This window comes from Paenibacillus sp. TSM33 (genome assembly GCF_056099025.1).
On record NZ_JBLZXB010000017.1, the window covers coordinates 876,318 to 898,232 of the forward strand.

A 21,915-nucleotide genomic window follows, 5' to 3' on the forward strand; every position below is an offset into this window, starting at 1 on the left:
AGAAAAGCACCCCACCGGCTTGAGCCAGCGGAGTGCTACCGATGCTTTCGAATTTATATAGAAAGTATATACCGCTTGGTTGATTCTGTAAATATCCTGATGACCTTACGCTACTACACGTTCTACCCAGTCCCAAGTACCTTGACTTGTTACTTTTATTTTATCTCCTACAACAAAAAGACCGTATTTATCTTCCCTAACTATAATTTCTTTTCGCTCATTGTTTTCAAACTCGCAGGTTATATAGAATGTTTTTGAAGACGATCCTTCGGTCCAATTAACTCGTTTATCAACCACTTCACCTATCCGTTCTATTTTCGGTTGCTTACGATTTTTTCTGGCTGTAATATCTGCACCTATGACCACTGAAAGAATAAGTCCCACTACCAAAGCTGAAAGAATCCAAAAGACCATCTATAATCCTCCTAAATATTCATTCGTTGGTAATTAAGATATCGGCTTTTCAACTGTTTATTTTGATAGCCAATGAAAAATGAATATAAAAAAACACCCCACCAGCGTATGCCAGCAGGGTATCACCGATGCTTTCGGATTGCATAACGGTGCTTCCGTATGTATTAGAATTACTTTTATAATTTATATGTAAGATCATCACTATCACCTGAAACAGATAACTAGCTTATGAATAGAGAAATCCAATGATAAATAACGAACAGATTTCTCTATTCAATTCAAAAAAAGCGATCTTACTCACTCTTTTCTTTCTCCTTGTCATTAGGAGTTCTCTCTTGTAAATATTCTTCCATAACCTTATCATAACGATCTTTAAATAATTCATAATCGGATATTGTACATATGCTATTTCCTTCAGTATATAGAACTATATCCTTATACAGTAAAGACAACTTATTAACCATCATTTGTTCTTGGACAGATCTTGCATTGTAATTAGCAAAAGCATTCCAAGTATGGAATGCTGTAACTGTGGCACTGAATATTACAGCAGCATTTTTTATCCAAGGTGTTATTAGTTTGTGTTCGCTCAAATCTATCCCAAGCAATATTGTAACTATAGCTGATAAACAGATCACCCAAATTTCATGTCGTCGAGCTTTCTTCTTTAAACTAACGCCTGATTTTTTGCTCCCCTTCATCTCCATCTCGATAAACCCATTTAATCTACTCAGTTTAGCGAGTGCTTGCTTGTGCTCATTCACATCAGGAATGTTTTGCTCTACCTCTCTGTTAGTCATGCATATATTCCATCACAGATGCTAATAAACCCTCATTAAAAATAGGATTAGACGCATGTTTGTCAATATCTACAATTATATTCAAATCTACTGAAGAGTCAGCATCTCCTTCATCCAATCTAATATTTGTATTACTTAAAGATGAAGGGGAGTGGGGCTTTAAACTATCAGACATCCCAATTAGAGCATCAAACGTCGAGTTCGGGTCAGTTCTTTGTTTTTCCACTACGTTAGATTTACTAGCAAGAATCACCATATCATCTTTCAACCTAAAGTACACTTTAATAAATTCCCTGATCTCTCCAACAAGGTAACTTTTCTTACATTCTTCACACGTAATAACATTGCTATTCTTAGTGAGATCGCTATTTTCTAGGTATATCCTTTTGTCGCACCTATGATTAGTACACTCAAAAAAGAATTCCAATTCAAACACTCCATGTGGTATCGAAGAAAAGTACATAAAGAATTTAATGGCTTCTCGTGTCTCGATATTACTCAAATTAGCGAATTTAAAAGGGCTTAGATTTCTCCTATTTCTTTTCAGACTCCAGACTATTAAATCATTTAAATTTATTAACAATGATCTATGAAAAAATTTATTACAATCACTTTGATCATAAATTTCCTGTAATTTTTTGTATAACATATTCCTCCTTCTCCTTTCTGCCTGAGCGAGTTTTATAATAATAGTGCATTAACATAGTTCCGCTTCTAGATTCAAATCTTACATCTACAAATTTACTGTCACTTTCAACTTCGTTTAAGTTCCAGTGAAATCCAGCCTCCTGAAGTTCGCCGAGGGAATGAATTAACTCTTTGAGTTGCCAGAAAGATTTATAACTATAGACAGGAGATCTTTTTTCAGCATTTGAAGATGCCCTACTATGATCTCCTTCTCTAAATACAAATTTAAAAACCCAACCCTTTTTAAATAATGTATGAGTCATTCTGCTACTTATATCTTGGAAAACAACGGCTTTTATTTGTTCGATGTAATCTTCAAAATTTTCTTCACTTTTCACTATATTTAATTCCTTTTCTAAAAAGTCCTCAATTTTAGACTCTACAGAATCATCAAGTTCACTGTTAAGTTTATTTTCAGCTTCTTTACTTAATTCAGCGAATAATTTATATATCATTGCCTCAACACTATTTTCATTTAAAGTAGTGATGTAAAGCCCTAAATCTCTAAATTGTACCCCATCTTTACCTTCACCACTTAATGAACTAATAATGGATTTGTTTATTATAATTTGACTTTCGTTCATTTCTTGAATGTGACCTTGACGAAATTTTAGTACAACTGTGTTGGCACTCACACAAATAACTACCCCACAAAATACATTAGTTCTACCATTCTCCCCTGTTATAACTCCTATCCTTAACAGAAGGTGTATTTTTTCAAGTTCGTTATTTTCATTAAATTCAAGTCGAGATGTACATAAATTAATAGTGTCTGTATTGTCCTCCCAATCAGATAAACTTTGGTTGTATTTTAATGAAGGATTACTGCTAAAATGATTAATGATCCCATCTTTGTCCATTAACTCGTCAGTAAGAAATATATCATTTAAATTGTACAAATAGTGATGGTCATTGTTATTGTAATATAATTGTTCAAATAAAAAATCATCTAAATCTTCATTCGTAAAGCTTCCATCATTTGGGGCAAGTTCCTGCTCTATGATCTCCAGAATCTTAGTGTACTTTACCGGAGTACTTCCAGCTTGTATCCTTATAGATCTTCTAGGAACCTCATGTTTTTTGAAAAATTCATAAAAATCTTGTATATGAATATTCTTTAGTGTTCTTTCTACGACCACTTTCTCTCCCCCTATTATTAAATAGCAATGAGGGTCCTGTCTAAATTGAAACCTATTTTCCTGACATAACAAGCCATATATCGGTTTGAGTATATGGAGAAAGAAAAACACTTAATTTCAACAGACATTCCAGCCTCCTTCATGTCTGTCCTTTATTCTAGGTTATTTTGTTGAATTTTGGTAGTATTTACACAGAAAAATTGCTCTTTTTTCTTATTGACAACATAAATCAACATTGCATTAGAATTTATAAAAATATTATACAGAACAAACGTTCGTATATCAATCAAATAAATAACCCTACTAACATATGCTAGTAGGGACTTTACTTCCATTTTCTTATCCAGTAGTTATAGGTGTTTGTGTTGCTTCTATCGGTGCTTTAATAGGCTCAGGTTGCACCTGAGCAGGAACAACAGGTTCTACTTCAGCCGTTGCCTGCGCTAAGAAATCATTCAACTTTGCAGCCAGACCCGATACAGCTTCTTTAGCAGCAGCCTGTGCTGCATCCTCGTCCGGCTGTGCTTCAGTAGCGAGTATCGCTTTTGTCTTTGCCTTATACTCCAGATATGCCTTCTCAATTGCAGACTTTAACTCTACTTTGGATACTACGATACCTTGCCTGGAAAGAGTAAGTGAAGCATACTGCAAAGCCTCCTGAAGCTTACGTTCTCCTCCAGCTTCTTTAAATGCTGTTTGAGCAAAAGCAAAGCCCTCCCCAGCAATTTTATGGATTACTTCCCTCTGTGCCGCCGTGGTACGCGCTTCTAGCCACACGTTAACCTTAGTTTTGAGTTTGTTCAGACCTCCTAAAACAAACGCTGTAAGCACACCCGCAGCGGCTGTGACAATGGTACTTACATATGGTTGTACGGTTTCGATAATTGTTTGCATGATTATTTATCCCCTTTCGTTTTGAAAATCCCGGATCGATCAAGCAGTGTGACCATACGGTAAAAGTCGTAGCTACTGTCATTCGCCGTGTCCAGTACCCCAACGGCCTTGGCATTGATGCAAGCTTGCTCAGCCCACGCGGGCACTTCATGCAACTTAGCTGCCGCCTCCAATGTCTTGATGCGGTCAGCCTGCTTTTGTACTGTTGTTTGTAACTCCTTAAACGCTGCTTTTTCCTCTGCCGTCATTGGTTCATCATCCTCCATTTTTTTAATCTTTGCTAAAACTACGTTAAGCTGCGCCCGACTTGGGCGCTTACCAGCCCGATACTGCGCTGTGCTTAAGCCAAACACCATTTGCAAATGTGGTAAATCCGTAAACGTTCGCCAATCTCCGCCCCACTCGAATCCCAAATCCTTAGCGATAGACACAACTTGCATCCAGTCGGCTTTATGGTCAGAGTTGCCGTCCCGTCTGGTATCCCAGCTTACGGATCGCCCGTCTGGCAACAACAGGGCAAAATCCACGGCTACACCAAAATTGTGGTAGCTGTACCCGCCCTGTGCTTTGGTTACTTTGGGACGCTTATCTCCATTTCGCCCCTGCGCGTACAGCGCGTCCTGCTCCGCTATGGTCCGTAAACCTTGCGTAATGACTATCGGTATTCCCAAAGAATAGGAGCGCTCTATAAGGCGCTCCGCGGCTGTACGAATGACTGGCAAAAGACCCTGTAAACGCGTGGCAGATTTACTCTTTACCAACTCCAGTGTTATTGTCATTACTGTTACCCCCTTTACCTTTAAGAACCTCTACTGCTTGCCGGATCACTGGTGGTATTGGCGCTCCAAGCCTGCCTCCATTCTCAAGAATCGAAAGCAGCTCATTTGCCATATAAAAATAAGCGACCGCATCTCTGAAAAGATGCGAATCGCCTAAGACACCATCAATGAGATGGGATACTGCTACCATTGCGAAAATAAATACTTTTCGAGCGATTCCGATAAGGCCGATCTTGCTTTTTAAACCTGGTCCAGTTCCCTTCTTACCTTCAGCGCCAGCCGCGAATAATCCAGTTACGTAGTCAATAATGACCAGAGCAAGCAACGCCCCCAATACTCCTGACCACCCACCGTAAAAATACGTCACAGCGCTGCTCCCTAAAGCAGTGCTGAACTTAAAAACCTCCCACTTATCCACCATGCTTCCCCCGTCTCTTCGCTCAGGAAACTTTTCCTGAGCTATCATCGTCTGTTTTCTGATCCTTTTCCTCTTGGGTCTGTATCTCTGCTAATGCATTTCCTACTGCTATATCCATTTCCTCAAGTATTTCTTTACGTTTATGTGGCTGTGAAGCAATTACAGCAGAAATAACCTCAGTCAATTCTTCAACAGGTCTGGTTAGATCCAGTTGTATATCCAATGTAGATTTTATCTTTGCCATGGGTTTCGTCACCCCCTCAAGACGCAAAATAAGCCCCTTTTTATCAGAGGCTTTCATACTTATATCTTAAATTGGTTTTGTTACTTGGTCAAAGAATAAAAGCCTTACGTAAACAGGCAAAATTGACTCAAAAACAAATTGCAGATCAATTAGAGATGGGGAGCTCGAACTTCGGTCACATAGAAAATGACAGAGTTACACCTTCAAGTGCAGATCTTCAAAAGATTGCGGATATCCTCGATACGACAACAGACTATTTGTTGGGTAGGACAAATGACGTAAAGGGCGATCCGTATTACGCTCTAACAGACAAAGACGAACGTGACGTCGCTAAAAAACTTGAGGCAATGATGAACGACCTTGATTCTGATTCGTCGTTATCTTTTATGGGGGAACCAATGGACGAAGAGGATCGAGAGCTGCTTCGAATTTCTTTAGAGAATACTCTTCGTATGTCGCGTGAGATGGCGAAGAAGAAATTCACACCAAAAAAATATAGAAAATGAACTTCCGGGGGAACCGAGATGATAGAAAAGAAAAAAGCTCGCGAACTCATTCTAACCCACGGAACCAATTCACCTTTAGAGATTGCAACTGAGAGAAAAATTGTGGTTCTTTTTGAACATTTAGGGAAACACACATGGGGGTATTATTCTAATACTAATCGCATACCTGTCATACACATCAACAATCGACTTAGTCGAGAACAAGCCATTTACACAAGTGCGCATGAGCTTGGACATGCAATTCTTCACCCAGGTATAAATACGCCGTTCCTTAGAAGCAACACTTTTTATTCAGTGGACAAGTTGGAACGGCAAGCGCATCGATTAGCTGTACACCTGCTAATCGGTTTTAATGCGCCGGAACAAGGCGAGACGAAACAACAATTTCTACTTAGATGTGGGATTCCTGAAATATTTCATATTTTTTATTAAACTTTGCGCTTTCCAGCCGCAAGGCTGTTTAATTATAAATAAATATCGAACATATGTTTTATAGGAGGGATTATTTTGAAAGGAAGTATTGAAAAAAGAGGAAAGTATACATGGAGGCTTCGGGTTGATCTTGGGTATCACGCTGACGGTAGTCGAAACCGGCCTAATAAGGTCCATGAAATCGATGACCCACCCCTGATGAAGCTTTCTGAGAACTGTCCGAAGTACAAAGACGCAACACGGAAACTTAAGGATTACCTGGACGATCAATTAGCTGCTTTTAAAAGTGAAGTATTAAGCGGTAACTACATCAAACCCAGCAAGCTGACGTTTAAAAACTTTTATGAAAATGAATGGATTCCGAAGTACGCCGTAATAGAATTAAAGAACGGAACCACCTTGGAATCTCACTGCTCCAAAATCAATAATCACGTTCTGCCGAAAATTGGTCATATGCCTATTGATGAAATTACAACCATGATGTTAGTAAAATTGTTCGCTGATATGAGAAAGCCCGGTGCCCGTGTTGATAAAAGAGGTAAAAAGACCACTCTTGCATCGCGTACAATCCAGTATGCTTACGATGTAACAAATAGCATATTCCAACGAGCCTTAGAATGGCGTGTACTGACCAAAAATCCCCTGGAAGGCGTTAAACGTCCACAAATTAGCAAAGAGGATAAAAAGGCCCGGAAAGATCGCAAAAATTACTTTGAAGAAGATGAGGCAGTCGAGGTAATAGATAAATTACTTTATACAGATTCTAAATGGAGACTTTTTTTCTTGGGGGCGATAATGGGAGGATTCCGACGCGGTGAGTTAATTGCTTTAGACGAAGACGATTGCGACTTTGAAAATAGCAGATTAAGGATTGACGAGAGCATTTCAAGCACCAAAAATGGACAAGCGGACATTTCAGATACCAAGAATGAAGCATCTAACGATTATGTAGATATGCCACAATGGTACATGGAGGAACTGGACGTCCATGTTAAAAGCATGCGTAAACTAAGGTTTGAGGCAAAGGCAAATGGGACATGGAAAGGCGGGAATCGCAACTTTGTTTTTCATTCAGGCACAGGGAAACCCTATTACCATACAACACCGTCCCAGCAGTGGAAAAACTGGTGTGAGCGGCACGGTTTCCGTAATGTATCACTTCATGGTCTACGCCATACAAATGCAACGTATTTGCTTGGCCAGGGAGCATCTATCAAGGAGATTCAACATCGATTGCGACATTCCACATCTCAGGTGACTTCAGATACCTATGCTCACGTCACCAAGAAGCTCAGTCGTAAAACGACAGCACACCTTGACGTCTTCGATCCTAAAGTTCGTCCCCAATCCGTCCCCAAAAGTAAAAAAGGCGCTCGTCCCTTGTGATATGGGTTTTAGATCTCATCCCCTAAAAAAACAAAAAACCCTTGAGTATCAAGGGCTTCATGCAATAAACTAGTATGCCGAGGACCGGGATCGAACCGGTACGGTAGTCACCTACCGCAGGATTTTAAGTCCTGTGCGTCTGCCAATTCCGCCACCCCGGCAAGCATTTGGGAACGCTATTTTACACTTACTTGTCCTTGTCTTACAAGTATCTGAGAAGCTTACTTACTAAGAAGTGTTCTCGCTATGTAAATGTCGTTCAACCGGGCACCAACTTATAATACGATATTTTTATCAAAATGTAAAGTTTTTTTTAAAAAAATAATAAAAATTCTCTTTTTGTATAACTTGTGCACATTTGAACTACACTAATAAACGTCTTTCCAAACCACCAGAAGGGGTGTTACGAATGCGTGAAGGTATGATTCCAGCTGTTCTTGGGACGGTAGTATCGGCTTCAGGCGCTGTGTTGCTGAGCAGTAAGTACAAACTTGCAGCTACAGGCATTCTCGGTTTCGGACTGGCTCATGTTGTTCTGGGAGCGATTGATTTAATTGAGCATCGCTAGTTATTTGGAGAGTACCGGGCGGGATTTATCCTTCCCGGTTTTATTTTATAAGCGTTTAATATGGAGCATAAGCGTTTATGTAAAGTGTAGAACTGATCATTCCTAAGAAGGAGCGTGTTATGCGCAATGAAAAAATACAACTCCGAAAAAAAGAGTCCTACTGACGATCAAATCGAATATAAACAATCTCTGGATAAGCGTGAACCAGGATTTGATCGGATTCCTGACCCTGATGCCGATTAACCTGCAGCTACCGATATGATTGATGAAGCGGTAGGACGTGGAATAGACAAACTACGTAATGATTTTACAAAATAAAGCATGAATGATAGGTCACGGGCTGCTAAGTATCACTTGAAGATAAGCATGATCCAACCAATAATCGAGATCCAAAGCACAATGCTGATGAAGAGTCCACACAAGAGACCAAAAGAGAAATTACCTTCACTCTTCGGCATAGCACTGCCAAATTTCAATCTAAGCTTCATTTGATTCCAGTTCATAGAACCCCCTCCTTAAGTTCTATTTCGGAATATGAAGCTTATTTTTGTAGACCTATAGTCATGTTTTTAAAAATAAAAAAGGGTTTTTTGTCCTATTACCCTGAGCGCGGCAACAGAATTACAGCTATACCTACCAAACAAATCAATCCACCAATGAAATCGTACAAGTCAGGTGTCTTTTTATCAATCCACCAGCCCCATGCAATGGAAAGAACAATAAAGACACCTCCGTATGCTGCATATACACGCCCAAAGGAGGAGAAGACCTGAAAAGTGGCAATGACTCCATAGATAGCTAAAATCACTCCGCCGCAAAGTCCGACATACCATGTCTTGCCTTCTCGCAGCCACTGCCAGATCAAATATCCACCTCCGATTTCAGCGACGCCAGCCAAAATAAAAAGTAAAGCTGCCTTTAACACACCATTTCACATCCCTAATCCTTTTGACTTTTCAGTCATCTCATTAAAGTAATCGACCTATAATAATAATCAATGCAATTACGCCAACCAGAATAAGCAGATTACTGACCTGACGCCAAAGGCTTGGTGCTCCCTCGGAGTGAAGCTTCCGCTGATTGGCATCAAAGTTTGCTTTGGTTCCCTCAGCATCTGCTGGACTAGAAAATGGTCTGTTTTCTTCATTCATATGAAAACCTCCTTTGTAATCCAATTTAATCATACCAAACTTTTCCGTCGATTTCGCGTTGAGTTTATACTTATACTTTACCGCCATTTTCCGAAAGGAGCTTCATATGTATGTAGTGTACAAACCATATGTCGATATTTCACTGAATATAAAGTATGATGGCGAATCAAGGTAGAGTAGGTATTTAGACGCCTTTCATTGCAGGACGGTAGTTATGGTATAATTTAGTCAACTTGTTCAAGATCATAACCAGAGCACAACAGTTGCTCACCCTGTCATAAAACTTGCATCTAAGAATCCACATCTGCGGTTACAACCTGCATATTCTGTTTGTAGACCTAGGAGGAGGATACGGATGTCCCCTATTTTATAGCTAGTTTAATGATAATGGGCATATTTTTATTTCAGTCAGCGATCATTTTGGGCATCATACATTGGTTTTCTAAACATACCAAGCGTCCAGCACAAACTAAAATGTACCTTACAGTGGGTTTGCTTGTTTTTATATCAGGCTTCCTTGTGTGGGACAATTGGATACACTTGCAGGAACTCAATGGGTGGACCTTGATTAGTCTGGTATTAATCATAATTAGCGCCTACATACAACTTAGAAAACAAAAAGAAAAATACTAACCCATTACCAGCATCAAAGGAGGAGCGCCATGAAATCTCACTCAACACGCTTTTGGTTACAGAGGGTGCTACTGCTAATGCTTGTTTTACTTTTTAGTGGCTCTCAACAATCGTTCATTGTTGCCGATGCCGCCCCGCCAATTAATGCTCATGCCTCTGCCAAAGCCAGGCAATTACTTGCCTACCTAACTAATGTACCGGATGGTATGCTAATTTCCGGCCAGCATGATTACTTAGAGGCACCGGATGAACAAAATAACAAACTGCAACAAATCAGCGGGCAATACGCAGGGCTTCACGGCTATGAGTTTGGAGGGTTGGCTAATCAATCCCGTACTGCCTTACGAGAGCAACGTCAGCGTGTTGTGAATAGTGCTATTGAATGGAGCCAGGACGGCGGAATCGTAGCTATCACCTTTCATCAGGCGTTACCGGGCAAGCCAAAAACATGGAAAAACGTACAAGCAAAAATTACTCAAGCTGAATTTAATCGTTATATCACGCCCGGTACCCCGCAATATAAACAGCTCATCGCTGATTTGGACGAGGTGGCTCTGTCCCTTAAGACCTTACGAGACGCAGATGTGCCAGTTTTATGGAGACCCTATCATGAAATGAACGGCAACTGGTTTTGGTGGGGGAACAAACAAAATTACGCTAAGCTGTGGGACCTAATGTATGATCGGTTCGTACACGTCCATCATTTAGATAACCTGTTGTGGGTCTGGAGTCCCAATGCCCCGAACGCATATAGCACTCCCTATAATCTGTCTTTCCCAGGCATTAACCGGGTAGATGTGCTTGCAGCCGATATCTATAATAATGATTACAAATCCTCCTACTACACTGAATTGCTAAAGCTTGCGCAGGGCAAGCCTATGGGAATCGGAGAAAGTGATATTCTGCCGAGTGCGAAAGTGCTACAGAATCAGCCAGCCTGGGCTTATGCTATGACATGGGGAAAGGAACTGTCGGCAACTAATTCGCAGGCAACCATTAGACATTTTATGAACCAAAATAATATTATCACACGAGATCTTCTCCATGAGTCCCTCCGCTGAAAGAAAAAAGCTTGTACTTTGCTCCTAGAGCGAAATACAAGCTTTTTTCATACCCAGTCAAATGAAACTCTCTAACTATTTCTGATTACCTCTTCAAGATCAAGATCGGCATACGCCTCTTCACCAAGATGTACAGATACAATGGTGTAGATCCGCCTGGTTAATCTTGACATCAGCCGATCACCTGGTGCTACGGAATATTCTTCCCGAAAATCCCCAATCTTGTGAAAACCGCTGGACATATGGATGTACAAGCTGCCCCTACGTGTTTTACCATGTACCAACATCAAATCTCCTCCTGCTGTGTGACCAACCTAATTTCCCTGTTATATCTATATCGGTCAGAACAAGATAGGATATAAGTCCCTGGTCCCTTCCTTCGTTTCACTGGGTAGTGCACGTAAACGAAACGGGCCTGTCATTGTTATGACAGACCCGTCTTTGTAAATTCACTTTTCGAATTAGAAAGAAACTATTATTGATAGGATTCTGCAATCGCATTGGCTGCGATGATTGCATTATACACATCATCAGGACTAACCGGGAACGGCATGTTGATCATCGTATCATTTGCTGCACAAGCAGCTTCAGCTACCTGGCGCCATTCAGCCTCAACAAATTCCTCTACACCTAGGTCACGAAGAGTTAATGGAAGCCCTACATCCTTAACCAGCTTAATCACAGTCTCCAGCTCTTCTTTTGGCGCGTTTTCCAACACCAGCTGAGTTAACAAGCCAAAAGTAACTTTCTCACCATGCTGTGCTTTGTGAAGCGAAGGAACAGCCGTCATACCATTATGAATAGCATGTGCCGCTGCCAATCCACCTGATTCTGCTCCCACACCACTCAGATAAATAGTTGCTTCAATCGTATCCTCAACCGCACGAGTATACACTTTACGATCCACCGCAAGCTTGGCCTTCACAGCATTCTCCAGCAATGTATCATAACAAAGGCGAGCAAGCCCCAGACCTGTAGTGGAAGGCTTGTTCAGCACCAGATTGTCCCCATTGGCCTGATAGCAGGCACGAGCTTCAAAATAAGTTGCCAGTGCATCACCAATTCCTGCTGCAAAGAAACGTGCAGGCGCCGCTGCCAAAATACCTGTATCAGCAAGTACTACATCTGGATTCGTAGGCAGGAACAAATATTCATCAAAGGAACCATCCTTCTTGTAAATAACCGCAAGCGCGGTACAAGGAGCATCTGTAGAAGCAATGGTTGGAAAAATAACGACCGGCAACTTTTCATAATATGCTGTTGCCTTGGCGGTATCCAGCGTTTTTCCCCCGCCAATCCCTATAATGATGTTCGAACCATGTTTGCGTACTAATTCACGGTTACGATCAATCTCTTCTTTTGTACATTCATATTGGAATTTCTCAAAGACCACCTGGTTACCAGCTGCTTCAATCGAAGCACCTGCCTCCTTTTGGGCTCTTTCAAGGATAAACTCATCGCAAATAACATAAGCCTTATCGCCATAATCCTTGATGTAGTCATTTAACGACGAGAGTAGATTTTGTCCAGAAATAAATTTCTTGGGTGAAGTAACGGACCTTACAACGTTTGCCATGTAAATTCCTCCTCAGCTTTGACTCATACTCAAATTAATAATGATTTGGGCATGTGACCCCTTAACTATAAACCTCTTTTCACATTATTAAAAGGCTTATTATGGAATATTTTATGAACAAATTGTGTATCTATTATACTTTAAGAGTCGAAATCCATTCAGAGTACAGGATGCCCATCATAATACGATCATAGCTGTTGCCATCACGGAGAACAGCGGAACGAACTCTACCCTCAAGCTGGAATCCTGCCTTCTCATAGGTACGGATCGCTTGTGTATTGTACTCAATCACATCCAAGCCAACCCGATTTAAATTCAGCTCATAAAACGCATAACGAAGAATGAGACGTATAGCTTCCGCTCCAAAACCCTTGCCACGGTAGTCTGTATTCCCTATACCTACTGCCAGCTGACCGCAGCGATTATTCCACTCAATCCCATGAATAGCAACAAACCCGATCAAGACATCGTCTGCCAATGTTCTTAACCGAAAATAGACCTCGTTAGAGCTAGGAGATCCTTCCGATTCCATCTGTTTCAACGTGTAGGGGAGTGCCAAATCCGTATCCACATTGCGCAAATACTTCGCATCCTCACCCCATTTGAACATCAGTTCAGCATCTTCTTCCCTCACTGCCGCCAGTTTTATTCGTTCCCCGTAAAACAAATTTTCGATTTTAATGACCCTTCAGCTCCTATTATGAATTGTGTACGATGTTTTCCGTCATCATTGTCAGGCTAGCCAATGTCCGCAATATGAGATCTCCCTTATGAATTCAATGTTTAAATTTTACAAAATAATCACACCTAACACAACCAAATCATTACAATTATCATGGTGGGAAATACAAAAAGACCTTGCAGCTGCAAGGTCTTCGTATTCCTAATATTTAAACAACATAGCAACCAGTTGATATCCAGCTCCGATCGTCCAGAATAGCACATAATCACCGCGCCGGATACGCCCCGATCCAATGCCTTCATATAGAGCAATAAACGGGCTGCTGGTGCCTGTATAACCATAACGATCACCCACATAAATCATTTGGTCATCCTCTAGCTCCAAATGTTCCTGGATCTTCAACACATTAGCCAATGAAAACTGAGACAGACAATAAGCCCGTACATCCTGAGGCGTCAGCCCATTCTTTTTTATAATGCGTTCAAGCAGCTCAAATGTTGGAGGCAGGGCCATATTGGCGTCGAACGGAAGCCACTGAATATATTTTCCGGGTGCGTTCCTTTGGAGTGTCGCCGCTAACCCCTGAGCCGGGTACAAAATTTTATCTATATTGACGGGGTCCGTATAATACAGGGAATCTATGAATCCAGTATCCTCTTCAGTGCGCTCCAAAATAACTGCGCACGCAGCATCCCCATAGTTCGCATAAGTAATCTCATCTGCAGGATCGGAAATGAGCGAATTATAATCTGAGCCGATAATAAGCGCTGTCCGCACATCGGGATTAGATAACATTGACCGACTGGCTTGATCGACAGCTACTGTCATCCCTGCACAATTCGCATTGGAATCCATCACTGCCACGTCGTGTCTAGCCCCAATCGCCTGGTGAACAAACAAGGCATTCATCGGAAACAGCGACTCAGGAACTTGAGTGGAGAACACGATCATATCTACATCACGACCTGTCATACCGGCTTGTTCCAGAGCTTTTTGCGCAGCTGCTAATCCCATGGTTAGACCGTTTTCGTTCGGGTCATCAATGATATAACGCTGTTTTCTACCCATATGCTCCATGAAGCGTCGAATATCTTTTCCCTGCTCGTCAAAATGGCGAACATAATATTCGTTATCCAACGAATGGGACGGATGATGCACTCCCAGTGCTTTTATTCTGATATGGCTCATCAGGTTTCCCCCTTACTCATACGTCAGCGCATTATTGTACTACAATATCTACGTTGTTTAATCCTGCTTCACGTGCTACGCGACCAAGCTGCATTTTGATAATCGTTTGCTGGAGGCTGATAACAAAAATTATTTTGGCAAATCCAGTTTCTTTATAACGTGCAAAAGAGCCCTTCAGTTTCTCTACTTCACCTGGTCCCAAAAGTGCCATTTGGGTGCAGTCTACCTTGAGTGTAAAACTCGATGCCTGAATAGATGAAGTTTTGGCGATATAATCCTTTACAAAGCTGTCATACTCCTCTTGGCTAAAAACGCCATTCACTGCCATATGTACCGTTTTAATGACTTGATCCACTTCGATGGTATAAGGATGTTGACTCATTTTAGAAAGACTCCTTTGATTTCATTTTTTGTCTATTAAGAGTATCGGAATAATAGGTAGAATTTTTAATATGAACCGAGATACATCATCCCTAATATATTACAAATTTGTGAATACACAAAAAGCCGTCACACTTCTCCAAGAAGCTACTGACGGCTGAAAAAATTACAAATGCTCATATGAAATTAATTCGTAAATGTATGACGACCCAGTGAGATGACAGCCGGACGACTTTTACTCCATTTGGCTGTGGCAATAGCTGGGTTGTAATAAAACAAGGACCCATTGGTCGGATCAGCACCATTAAGTGCCTGTCTGGCTGCTCGGTACGCAGTCTTGTTGGGCTTCAGGCGGTATTGACCATCCTGTACAGCGGTGAATTGACCCGGTTGTAAAATAACGTCCGGAATCGAGCTTGGAAACTCGCCGGACTGCACACGGTTTAATACGACAGCGCCTACAGCTACTTGTCCTTCAAACGATTCTCCACGCGCCTCGGAATAAATGATACGTGCCAATTGATCCAACGCGGTTACACGAACCTTTCCGAATGAATCCAGCTTGGTCTGTGTTGCCGCTCCGGCTATACCATCAGGCGTCAGACCGTGATCCCGCTGAAAACGAGCCACTGCTTTGCTAGTTAAAGAGCCATAGTACCCCGTAAAACCAGCTTTGAAGTAACCGAGTGAATGAAGCTGCTGTTGAAGCTCCAGCACCTGTTCGCTTTGAATCCCTTTCTTTAAAGTTGACGATTGTGCCTGTGCTTGTCCTGGTGCAACTGACAATACAGTACCTAACATGCATGCGCAGGACAGGATTAAAATAGATAATTTTTTCATATTCCAGACAACCTCCTCTTTCATGTTCTGTCCGGTGCAACCATTCCGGCCTGTACAACCCAGGGACGTTTATCCGATGATGCTTCTTATGCCATAACTTATGACTAGCTGCAGAAATGAGACGTGGCTACATATGGAATCGGACATTAATGCGTTCACACGTCCGTTGCAGTATACCATAAGCCGCATTTACGTATCATCCGGCTCTGGTCCTAAGAATACCCAAGCTAATAAAACACCATTCCTAAGGGGCTGACGTGTATGAAAAGCAATCGGTCACATATTGACTACACTTGAATACGTGACTTTTTTCGCTATTTTTCGATTCAATCTACCCAGGACCTGAACCTACATTTGCTTTTTCAAACCACATTTTGTGCACATATATATAGGCGAATGCATAGGGTAGCGTACGATCATTCATTTCGAGTAACAGAAAGGCAGGAAAGGACACGTGAATTCATATATGGATTACACCTCTCCCACTGTACAGTTCACCTACGATTTAAGCGACAATATTTTATTTCAGAAAGATGCTCAGAACTCAATCCACGAGCTGTCGATCCAGCAGCTGAATACATTAGCAAATGTATCGCTACTGGATATCCGTCTCAGCACGGCTAATGTTGTAGAGCCTCACTACCACCAAAATGCCACAGAACTAATATACTGTATCTCTGGCGCAGTGACCGTGTCACTGATCAATCCCTTTACCCGCGAGTTACGACATTTTCCGATTACACCTGGACAGGTGGCTAACGTCCCCCAGGGATGGTGGCATTATCTAGTCGCCACGGTGGACAACACTCACTTGTTGGCGATTTTTAACGCTCCAGTCCCTGAATTCATTTTAGGCTCCGATGTTTTGCGGCTAACGCCAAGTAACATTATGGCTCATACTTACTGCCTGGATGAGAAAAAGGTTCAGGAAGCGCTCGCCCCTATTAAAAAACCTGTGATCATCGGTCCTCCCAATGACTGCAAGCAGCAGCCACCTCGAAAACCAGGGATTCATGTAAGGCTAAACGATACTTCATCACATCGTCAGGTCGCCCCCCAAAGAGGTTACACCTATGCTCATGGATACCCTGGTTTTTCCTTTAATCCCTATCAAGAATAAGATTAACCTTAGTCAGAACTGAAATACGACAGAATCCCCCTTCGCTGTATGTTCGCCGTTACCATAAGACTTTCCCTCTCATAAAATGCCAATGTGTATAAGAGGGGGTGATTGAATGGACGCTTACTACAACTGTTTGAGCTGTATGAATAAAAAGGTGCGTATTCTCACCATTGACGGAAAACAGTACGAAGGAACTATTACGGATGTGGATCGTAAAAATGTGTACTTAAAAACCGAACGGAACGGACGTGTACAAACGTCTGCCTTTTATCCTTACGGGTATGGTGATCAAATCCTAACTTTGAGCCTGTTTACCCTGTTGGCGATTGCTTTAATTTAATCCCCACTCCATTCTGTTCCTATCTATAAATGCCAAAGCACCTCATTTGACAGCTGCCCAGCCCGGCACAGTTTGTGTAGGGCTTGTACGCTGTTATTTGAGGTGTTTTATTATCATACAATCCATTCTCTAGAACACTTAACCCCCCACCGGTAATATACCAATGGGGGGTTAAGCTACTCAATTTAATTTAGATCCAAAAAGACTTAGTAATGATAACGAGCAGAATGAACAATACCAGAATAGCTCCTGTCGATGTCCAAACGCCTGGGTAGCCCCCTACCGAACCGCCACCGCAACCTCTTTCACATTCACTCATGGATCATTGCCTCCTTTATTTCAAGGTACAACATAGCTTATGTATTGAGCTCTCCTATGGACCGGGCTTTTTGGCAATGTTATGAATATTTTCGCTGATGGGCGTTAGCCTACACCTTTCATAGGCAGGAGCATAGGATATCACAACTAATCCTGAAGGAGTGAAGCAATTGAATTCAAATCAAATGTTCAATTATAACGTTAATCAACCTTTTCCTCACCATCCTACCTCCCACCATGTCGTGGTACACCCCGTAGATCCGTATGTTGTAGAGACATTAAAATCGGTGATCGGCAAGTACGTTGTACTTGAAACAACACGTGGCAGAATTGATGGATGTGTAGTGGATACTAAGCCTGACCATGTCATCTTGGATGTATACGGAAAAAAATTCTTTGTTCGAATCAGCGAAATCGTATGGATCATGCCCAACTAAACAAATCAGACATTAAAAATCCTCGCAGATCCTAATTCGGATTCGCGAGGATTATTCATGACATGAACCTGCTAATCAAGCGAGCCTGCCAGTGAAGCACGAAGTTGATCTATCGTTCCATTGTACTCATCTAGATCGACTTGGCCGCTAATACCTGGAACACTGCCTGTGCTACTGTATTGCCAAGCCCACCAGCTATTCCAAGCTGGAACTGCGGTCGGCTTTTGCGTAGTGCTGTAACGCGCTACCCACAATTTATACATAGAAAACGTAGGATCAAACTTGGAAGCAAAGACGTTTCCCGTGTATACGATCGGCTCACGCCCGGTAAGCTTCTCCATTTCATCTAAAAATGCATGAGCCACTTCATTGATCTGTGCGGGAGTAAGGCCTTTAGGATTATTTTCATAATCCATCACAGGGGGCAGATCCAGCCGCCCTCCTGCCGAATCTATAGCTCTGGCAAAATTAGCTGCTTCCTGGCGAGCTCCATCCACGGTAGTTGCGTTCAAAAAGTGGTAAGCGCCAACCAGGATGTTAGCATCTCTGGCCCCCTGAACATTTGCTAAAAATTGATTATCTTGATACTTGGTGCCCTCTGTAGCTTTAATAAAAGCAAATGTCTTGCCTGCCGCCGCCACCTGCTGCCAATCAATATTGCCATTATGGTGCGAGACGTCAATCCCCTGCGCGTGTCCATCAGAAGAAATCGTAGGCTCAACAGGTATAGTAGATATAACAGTATCGGTAGATGCTGACTCCTCCGAAGCCTGATCCAACGCTATGACCACTTTACCATCATCTGCATTGATTAGATGAAAGGGTGTGCTGTGATCAAGATCTACCACAATACGTGCCGAGGCTGGGTTTGTGCTAAACATGGAGTATCTTACCTTGGAAGCATCCGCATCCTCTGCAATCGAAAAACTTCCTTGTCCACCATTGTTAATAGATTGCGATGCTGAAAATTCCTCGCCAAACTTCGAATCAGGTATATCTACAACAATACGATCTGGTTGAGTCAATGTGGTTACTTTGGGGCTTACCTTTCCATCTACCGTTATCATCAATTGGTGATTATTGAAGCTAATTTGATTGATAGCCGTACGTTCGCTGGCTGTAGCATCACTTGCAGCAGCTTGAGTAGCAGAATGATCATTGGTGGTTACGCTGTTTCCGCTTGAAGCAGGCGGAGTCGTCAAAAATACGGTTTTAAGTTCGTTGTTCCATGACACTTCCATTCCTGTCTGTTCAGATACAAAGCGAAGCGGAACATAAGTCGTCCCCCCGTTAAGCAAAGGAGCTACAGCCAACCCCATCGGTTGATCATTAACTGAGGCAATAGGATTGTTGACCTGAAGGCTCAGGTTGAGATTTTGCTTATGTATAGTTATGGTCCCTGTCTTAGACTCCCAATTCACACGATAACCCAATTCCTCTACAATAAGACGGAGTGGAACCAGCACATTCCCCTTTACTTCCTGAATCTGCGCCCCCTTGCTAACACTTATATCTTTACCGTCCAGCTGAATATGTGAATTTGAAGACGCAGCGTGACTTTCTCCTGGAAATGCTAGTAGAAACAGAAACAAAAAAGCAAATAAACTAATTTTCTTCATATGTACCCTACCAATCTCTAATTTTTCACTATGAAATTTTACATTCCATGCCCCTCTGAAGCCTCCATTTGGATAGACGCGACTCCTATGTAAAAAGTTACGATTCATTCATTATATATTTCAGCCTTATAATACGAAAGCACTAAAAAACTCTGCCAGCTATACGCAAGCAGAGCTCTTTCCAGTTTTACTAATCTCAATTGCCAGCTAGCTCATCACAACCACATGCTTTCTATTCATACAGTTACAAATGTTAGTCCTACAAGTAGGATTGAAGTAACAGACAGTACAAGTAAGGGCAGCATTGCTTTCTCTCTTAAAGTCTTAAAGCTCACATTCAGGCCCATGCCTACCATAGCCATCGTTAACATAAAGGTGGTGAGCTGAGAAAGTTCGTTCATTAGATTAGGTGGAATTACAATATATTTTCCAAATACATAACTTCCCAAAATACTTGCCGCAATAAAGCCGATGAGGAACCAGGGGAATCCCACTTTAGCATCTGTACGAATCTTTCCGGTTCGTTTCATCCAATACATTAAAATAAAGCTAAGCGGTATGAGTAAGAAGACACGCCCCAGTTTGGCTAATAAACCCATGGCAAGAGCATCCTGTCCGGCAGGTGCTGCTGCTAAGGCCACATGTGCAATTTCATGTAAGCTGATGCCCGACCAGATTCCATATTGCATATCCGTCAGAGGAAGCCAAGGTCGAAGCACTGTAAACAAAATGGAAAATACCGTTCCGACCAAGGCAATGAGTCCAACTCCTATGGCTGTATCCTCATCGTCGGACTTTAACAAGGGAGAAACAGCTGCAATCGCTGCTGCACCGCAAACTCCTGTTCCAATCCCTAGAAGTAGCGAAAGCGAAGCATCTGCCTTACATCGTTTGGCCAGCCAAACCGTAAAAAAAATGGCGAACACCACAGTGCCTACATCACGTAAAAGCAACCCCAGCCCCTGATGAATAACAACATCCATATTCAGCTTCAGTCCATATAACACAATAGCTCCGCGCAGTATTTTCTTGGCTGAAAACTCAATTCCTGAGCGTATAGCTTCAGGGTATCCCCACAATTGTCGGTATAGTATAGCGAGAAACATCGCACATGCCAATGGACCTACATAATGAAAGCCTGGTACTTCATTCAGGACGTATCCTGCCAGTGCAAAGATCATCGTTAGCAGAACGCCGAATAAAAACCGAAACAATCGACCTTTGTTCAATAAAAGTTTGCTGTGTTGATTATGACTTTTCATGCTGATTCCCTCCAATTCTACATGCATACAGCTTAATATGTATTTTGTCATAAGAAAAATAAATCATTATAATAATGATAATAAGTAAACAGGCATGATTAAATTGGAGGAATAAGCATTGGATCAATCTTTAGTCGTTTTTGTTAGGGTTGCGGAGAAACAAAATTTTACACGAGCTGCTGAGGCACTACATATGACCCAACCTGCGGTAAGTCAATATATTCAAACACTGGAACGCAGTGTAGGAACCCGGCTCCTGGAGCGAAGTAATAAATATGTGCGCTTAACTAAAGCAGGTGAAATTGTGTATCATCATGCCCAGGAGATTATCCGACTCCATACACGTATGCAGTACTTGGTAGATGAGCTAATGCATACGGCAAAGGGTAACCTGTCTATTGGTGCAAGCTACACGTATGGTGAATATGTATTACCACATGTAATTGCGCAAATGAGAATTCAGTACCCACTCATTCAGCCCTCCATTACCATCGGCAATACATTGGAAATTGAAAAGCTCGTGATCCATAATCAACTGGATGTGGGCATTATCGAAGGAGAATTTCAGCATGACCATTTACACATTGAATCCTTTGCCGATGATGAAATGGTTATTGTCGTTCCGCAAAATCATCGTTTGGCTGGTAAATCTCAAGTGGATATAAATGAATTGCATGAGGACATCTGGATTCTGCGGGAAGAAGGCTCTGGAACCCGGGAGGCGGCTGAAAAGATGTTTGCACAGCTTCGATTTTATCCTTCTCATATGATGAATTTTGGCAGTACACAGATTATCAAAGAGTCTGTAGAAGCAGGCTTGGGGATTTCTTTGCTGTCCCAATGGGTAATTCAAAAGGAACTTGCTTTGGGAACATTAGAAGTATTGGATATTCTCAATCTCCCGTTTATTCGGAAATTTTCTTTTCTGACCCCTTCTGCGGTATTTGAGACGAAAGCAACCACCGCTTTTTTGGAGATTTTGCGAGACTATAATGTGAAGGATAATGTGCAGAAAAAAAGCACCCCTTAAGGTGCTT

The 21,915-nt window shown here is 41.8% G+C and carries 29 protein-coding genes, 1 tRNA gene and 1 pseudogene; 10 read left to right on the top strand and 21 right to left on the bottom strand.

Going from position 1 to position 21,915, the window contains the following annotated elements:
• Window positions 1-105: 105 nt before the first annotated feature.
• From ACN6NF_RS15785 to ACN6NF_RS15820, 8 genes are all read right to left on the bottom strand, one after another.
• Complete coding sequence (locus ACN6NF_RS15785) at window positions 106-414, bottom strand: DUF2500 family protein (protein ID WP_474318527.1); 309 nt, start codon at window positions 412-414, stop codon at window positions 106-108.
• Window positions 415-707: 293 nt separating this feature from the next.
• Window positions 708-1,214, bottom strand: a complete 507-nt coding sequence (locus ACN6NF_RS15790; RefSeq protein ID WP_474318528.1) for an SLATT domain-containing protein — start codon at window positions 1,212-1,214, stop codon at window positions 708-710.
• Window positions 1,207-1,863: a hypothetical protein gene (locus tag ACN6NF_RS15795; RefSeq protein ID WP_474318529.1), complete on the bottom strand. Its 657-nt coding sequence runs from the start codon at window positions 1,861-1,863 to the stop codon at window positions 1,207-1,209. Before ACN6NF_RS15795 ends, ACN6NF_RS15790 begins: the two co-directional genes overlap by 8 nt.
• Complete coding sequence (locus ACN6NF_RS15800; RefSeq protein WP_474318530.1) at window positions 1,832-3,040, bottom strand: hypothetical protein; 1,209 nt, start codon at window positions 3,038-3,040, stop codon at window positions 1,832-1,834. Before ACN6NF_RS15800 ends, ACN6NF_RS15795 begins: the two co-directional genes overlap by 32 nt.
• 339 nt (window positions 3,041-3,379) lie before the next feature.
• Window positions 3,380-3,934 (bottom strand): phage holin, LLH family, encoded by a 555-nt coding sequence (locus tag ACN6NF_RS15805; protein ID WP_474318531.1) that lies wholly within the window; start codon window positions 3,932-3,934, stop codon window positions 3,380-3,382.
• Window positions 3,935-3,936: 2 nt separating this feature from the next.
• Window positions 3,937-4,713 carry a M15 family metallopeptidase gene (locus tag ACN6NF_RS15810; RefSeq protein WP_474318532.1) on the bottom strand — a complete coding sequence of 259 codons (777 nt, stop codon included), beginning with the start codon at window positions 4,711-4,713 and terminating at the stop codon, window positions 3,937-3,939.
• Complete coding sequence (locus ACN6NF_RS15815) at window positions 4,682-5,179, bottom strand: phage holin family protein (RefSeq protein ID WP_474318533.1); 498 nt, start codon at window positions 5,177-5,179, stop codon at window positions 4,682-4,684. The genes ACN6NF_RS15810 and ACN6NF_RS15815 overlap by 32 nt, the downstream gene beginning before the upstream one ends.
• Window positions 5,154-5,375: a hypothetical protein gene (locus ACN6NF_RS15820; RefSeq protein ID WP_474318534.1), complete on the bottom strand. Its 222-nt coding sequence runs from the start codon at window positions 5,373-5,375 to the stop codon at window positions 5,154-5,156. The genes ACN6NF_RS15815 and ACN6NF_RS15820 overlap by 26 nt, the downstream gene beginning before the upstream one ends.
• A gap of 77 nt (window positions 5,376-5,452) precedes the next feature.
• Between ACN6NF_RS15820 and ACN6NF_RS15825 the strand changes: the two genes are divergently transcribed.
• The 3 genes from ACN6NF_RS15825 to ACN6NF_RS15835 all read left to right on the top strand — a co-directional run bounded on the left by ACN6NF_RS15825 (window position 5,453) and on the right by ACN6NF_RS15835 (window position 7,699).
• Window positions 5,453-5,881 carry a helix-turn-helix domain-containing protein gene (locus ACN6NF_RS15825; RefSeq protein ID WP_474318535.1) on the top strand — a complete coding sequence of 143 codons (429 nt, stop codon included), beginning with the start codon at window positions 5,453-5,455 and terminating at the stop codon, window positions 5,879-5,881.
• Window positions 5,882-5,899: 18 nt separating this feature from the next.
• Window positions 5,900-6,313, top strand: a complete 414-nt coding sequence (locus ACN6NF_RS15830) for an ImmA/IrrE family metallo-endopeptidase (RefSeq protein ID WP_474318536.1) — start codon at window positions 5,900-5,902, stop codon at window positions 6,311-6,313.
• Window positions 6,314-6,388: 75 nt separating this feature from the next.
• On the top strand, window positions 6,389-7,699 hold the full coding sequence (locus ACN6NF_RS15835) for a tyrosine-type recombinase/integrase (protein WP_474318537.1): 1,311 nt from the start codon (window positions 6,389-6,391) through the stop codon (window positions 7,697-7,699).
• 75 nt (window positions 7,700-7,774) lie between these two features.
• Here ACN6NF_RS15835 and ACN6NF_RS15840 read toward each other — a convergent pair.
• Window positions 7,775-7,860, bottom strand: a tRNA-Leu gene (locus tag ACN6NF_RS15840).
• A gap of 248 nt (window positions 7,861-8,108) precedes the next feature.
• Between ACN6NF_RS15840 and ACN6NF_RS15845 the strand changes: the two genes are divergently transcribed.
• On the top strand, window positions 8,109-8,267 hold the full coding sequence (locus tag ACN6NF_RS15845; RefSeq protein ID WP_013311032.1) for a hypothetical protein: 159 nt from the start codon (window positions 8,109-8,111) through the stop codon (window positions 8,265-8,267).
• A 126-nt stretch (window positions 8,268-8,393) separates the two neighbouring features.
• Window positions 8,394-8,585: pseudogene (locus ACN6NF_RS15850) on the top strand (hypothetical protein).
• A gap of 32 nt (window positions 8,586-8,617) precedes the next feature.
• Here the strand turns inward: ACN6NF_RS15850 and ACN6NF_RS15855 are convergent.
• The 3 genes from ACN6NF_RS15855 to ACN6NF_RS15865 all read right to left on the bottom strand — a co-directional run bounded on the left by ACN6NF_RS15855 (window position 8,618) and on the right by ACN6NF_RS15865 (window position 9,418).
• A complete protein-coding gene (locus tag ACN6NF_RS15855; protein ID WP_019688000.1) occupies window positions 8,618-8,770 on the bottom strand; it encodes a hypothetical protein in 153 nt (50 codons plus the stop codon).
• A 95-nt stretch (window positions 8,771-8,865) separates the two neighbouring features.
• Complete coding sequence (locus tag ACN6NF_RS15860; RefSeq protein ID WP_474318538.1) at window positions 8,866-9,192, bottom strand: YnfA family protein; 327 nt, start codon at window positions 9,190-9,192, stop codon at window positions 8,866-8,868.
• Window positions 9,193-9,235: 43 nt separating this feature from the next.
• Window positions 9,236-9,418 (bottom strand): hypothetical protein, encoded by a 183-nt coding sequence (locus ACN6NF_RS15865; RefSeq protein WP_430185152.1) that lies wholly within the window; start codon window positions 9,416-9,418, stop codon window positions 9,236-9,238.
• Window positions 9,419-10,080: 662 nt separating this feature from the next.
• Between ACN6NF_RS15865 and ACN6NF_RS15870 the strand changes: the two genes are divergently transcribed.
• Window positions 10,081-11,112, top strand: a complete 1,032-nt coding sequence (locus ACN6NF_RS15870) for a glycosyl hydrolase (RefSeq protein WP_474318539.1) — start codon at window positions 10,081-10,083, stop codon at window positions 11,110-11,112.
• Window positions 11,113-11,183: 71 nt separating this feature from the next.
• Here the strand turns inward: ACN6NF_RS15870 and ACN6NF_RS15875 are convergent, their stop codons facing one another.
• The 6 genes from ACN6NF_RS15875 to ACN6NF_RS15900 form a co-directional block, all read right to left on the bottom strand.
• Window positions 11,184-11,399 (bottom strand): hypothetical protein, encoded by a 216-nt coding sequence (locus ACN6NF_RS15875; RefSeq protein WP_474318541.1) that lies wholly within the window; start codon window positions 11,397-11,399, stop codon window positions 11,184-11,186.
• A gap of 188 nt (window positions 11,400-11,587) precedes the next feature.
• On the bottom strand, window positions 11,588-12,688 hold the full coding sequence (locus tag ACN6NF_RS15880; RefSeq protein WP_474318542.1) for a glycerol dehydrogenase: 1,101 nt from the start codon (window positions 12,686-12,688) through the stop codon (window positions 11,588-11,590).
• A 133-nt stretch (window positions 12,689-12,821) separates the two neighbouring features.
• Window positions 12,822-13,355: a GNAT family N-acetyltransferase gene (locus tag ACN6NF_RS15885; RefSeq protein ID WP_474318543.1), complete on the bottom strand. Its 534-nt coding sequence runs from the start codon at window positions 13,353-13,355 to the stop codon at window positions 12,822-12,824.
• Window positions 13,356-13,571: 216 nt separating this feature from the next.
• The gene (locus ACN6NF_RS15890; protein WP_474318544.1) at window positions 13,572-14,558 is read right to left on the bottom strand and encodes a ketoacyl-ACP synthase III; all 987 of its coding nucleotides are present in this window, start codon (window positions 14,556-14,558) and stop codon (window positions 13,572-13,574) included.
• A gap of 31 nt (window positions 14,559-14,589) precedes the next feature.
• The gene (locus tag ACN6NF_RS15895; RefSeq protein WP_016821502.1) at window positions 14,590-14,940 is read right to left on the bottom strand and encodes a hypothetical protein; all 351 of its coding nucleotides are present in this window, start codon (window positions 14,938-14,940) and stop codon (window positions 14,590-14,592) included.
• A gap of 185 nt (window positions 14,941-15,125) precedes the next feature.
• Window positions 15,126-15,779: a cell wall hydrolase gene (locus ACN6NF_RS15900; protein ID WP_474318545.1), complete on the bottom strand. Its 654-nt coding sequence runs from the start codon at window positions 15,777-15,779 to the stop codon at window positions 15,126-15,128.
• 454 nt (window positions 15,780-16,233) lie between these two features.
• On the opposite strand from ACN6NF_RS15900, the gene ACN6NF_RS15905 reads away from it, so the two are divergent.
• Window positions 16,234-16,899 carry a cupin domain-containing protein gene (locus tag ACN6NF_RS15905; RefSeq protein ID WP_474318546.1) on the top strand — a complete coding sequence of 222 codons (666 nt, stop codon included), beginning with the start codon at window positions 16,234-16,236 and terminating at the stop codon, window positions 16,897-16,899.
• A gap of 115 nt (window positions 16,900-17,014) precedes the next feature.
• Window positions 17,015-17,242, top strand: coding sequence for a hypothetical protein (locus ACN6NF_RS15910; RefSeq protein ID WP_474318547.1), 228 nt, complete (start codon window positions 17,015-17,017; stop codon window positions 17,240-17,242).
• A gap of 190 nt (window positions 17,243-17,432) precedes the next feature.
• Here ACN6NF_RS15910 and ACN6NF_RS15915 read toward each other — a convergent pair whose 3' ends face one another.
• Window positions 17,433-17,561 (bottom strand): hypothetical protein, encoded by a 129-nt coding sequence (locus ACN6NF_RS15915; RefSeq protein WP_016821506.1) that lies wholly within the window; start codon window positions 17,559-17,561, stop codon window positions 17,433-17,435.
• 169 nt (window positions 17,562-17,730) lie between these two features.
• On the opposite strand from ACN6NF_RS15915, the gene ACN6NF_RS15920 reads away from it, so the two are divergent.
• Window positions 17,731-17,997: a DUF2642 domain-containing protein gene (locus ACN6NF_RS15920; protein WP_474318548.1), complete on the top strand. Its 267-nt coding sequence runs from the start codon at window positions 17,731-17,733 to the stop codon at window positions 17,995-17,997.
• Between the two features lie 71 nt (window positions 17,998-18,068).
• Here the strand turns inward: ACN6NF_RS15920 and ACN6NF_RS15925 are convergent, their stop codons facing one another.
• Together ACN6NF_RS15925 and ACN6NF_RS15930 are read right to left on the bottom strand one after the other, a co-directional pair.
• On the bottom strand, window positions 18,069-19,616 hold the full coding sequence (locus ACN6NF_RS15925; RefSeq protein WP_474318549.1) for a GH25 family lysozyme: 1,548 nt from the start codon (window positions 19,614-19,616) through the stop codon (window positions 18,069-18,071).
• A gap of 236 nt (window positions 19,617-19,852) precedes the next feature.
• Window positions 19,853-20,878 (bottom strand): YeiH family protein, encoded by a 1,026-nt coding sequence (locus ACN6NF_RS15930; protein WP_474318550.1) that lies wholly within the window; start codon window positions 20,876-20,878, stop codon window positions 19,853-19,855.
• 118 nt (window positions 20,879-20,996) lie between these two features.
• On the opposite strand from ACN6NF_RS15930, the gene ACN6NF_RS15935 reads away from it, so the two are divergent.
• Window positions 20,997-21,908, top strand: coding sequence for a LysR family transcriptional regulator (locus tag ACN6NF_RS15935; RefSeq protein ID WP_474318551.1), 912 nt, complete (start codon window positions 20,997-20,999; stop codon window positions 21,906-21,908).
• Window positions 21,909-21,915 lie beyond the last annotated feature (7 nt).

Coding starts and splice junctions, on each gene's coding strand:
- ACN6NF_RS15785 (WP_474318527.1), bottom strand. CDS start 414: ATGGTCTTTTGGATTCTTTCAGCTTTGGTAGTGGGACTTATTCTTTCA.
- ACN6NF_RS15790 (WP_474318528.1), bottom strand. CDS start 1,214: ATGACTAACAGAGAGGTAGAGCAAAACATTCCTGATGTGAATGAGCAC.
- ACN6NF_RS15795 (WP_474318529.1), bottom strand. CDS start 1,863: ATGTTATACAAAAAATTACAGGAAATTTATGATCAAAGTGATTGTAAT.
- ACN6NF_RS15805 (WP_474318531.1), bottom strand. CDS start 3,934: ATGCAAACAATTATCGAAACCGTACAACCATATGTAAGTACCATTGTC.
- ACN6NF_RS15810 (WP_474318532.1), bottom strand. CDS start 4,713: ATGACAATAACACTGGAGTTGGTAAAGAGTAAATCTGCCACGCGTTTA.
- ACN6NF_RS15815 (WP_474318533.1), bottom strand. CDS start 5,179: ATGATAGCTCAGGAAAAGTTTCCTGAGCGAAGAGACGGGGGAAGCATG.
- ACN6NF_RS15820 (WP_474318534.1), bottom strand. CDS start 5,375: ATGGCAAAGATAAAATCTACATTGGATATACAACTGGATCTAACCAGA.
- ACN6NF_RS15830 (WP_474318536.1), top strand. CDS start 5,900: ATGATAGAAAAGAAAAAAGCTCGCGAACTCATTCTAACCCACGGAACC.
- ACN6NF_RS15845 (WP_013311032.1), top strand. CDS start 8,109: ATGCGTGAAGGTATGATTCCAGCTGTTCTTGGGACGGTAGTATCGGCT.
- ACN6NF_RS15855 (WP_019688000.1), bottom strand. CDS start 8,770: ATGAACTGGAATCAAATGAAGCTTAGATTGAAATTTGGCAGTGCTATG.
- ACN6NF_RS15865 (WP_430185152.1), bottom strand. CDS start 9,418: ATGAATGAAGAAAACAGACCATTTTCTAGTCCAGCAGATGCTGAGGGA.
- ACN6NF_RS15870 (WP_474318539.1), top strand. CDS start 10,081: ATGAAATCTCACTCAACACGCTTTTGGTTACAGAGGGTGCTACTGCTA.
- ACN6NF_RS15875 (WP_474318541.1), bottom strand. CDS start 11,399: ATGTTGGTACATGGTAAAACACGTAGGGGCAGCTTGTACATCCATATG.
- ACN6NF_RS15880 (WP_474318542.1), bottom strand. CDS start 12,688: ATGGCAAACGTTGTAAGGTCCGTTACTTCACCCAAGAAATTTATTTCT.
- ACN6NF_RS15890 (WP_474318544.1), bottom strand. CDS start 14,558: ATGAGCCATATCAGAATAAAAGCACTGGGAGTGCATCATCCGTCCCAT.
- ACN6NF_RS15895 (WP_016821502.1), bottom strand. CDS start 14,940: ATGAGTCAACATCCTTATACCATCGAAGTGGATCAAGTCATTAAAACG.
- ACN6NF_RS15900 (WP_474318545.1), bottom strand. CDS start 15,779: ATGAAAAAATTATCTATTTTAATCCTGTCCTGCGCATGCATGTTAGGT.
- ACN6NF_RS15910 (WP_474318547.1), top strand. CDS start 17,015: ATGGACGCTTACTACAACTGTTTGAGCTGTATGAATAAAAAGGTGCGT.
- ACN6NF_RS15915 (WP_016821506.1), bottom strand. CDS start 17,561: ATGAGTGAATGTGAAAGAGGTTGCGGTGGCGGTTCGGTAGGGGGCTAC.
- ACN6NF_RS15925 (WP_474318549.1), bottom strand. CDS start 19,616: ATGAAGAAAATTAGTTTATTTGCTTTTTTGTTTCTGTTTCTACTAGCA.
- ACN6NF_RS15930 (WP_474318550.1), bottom strand. CDS start 20,878: ATGAAAAGTCATAATCAACACAGCAAACTTTTATTGAACAAAGGTCGA.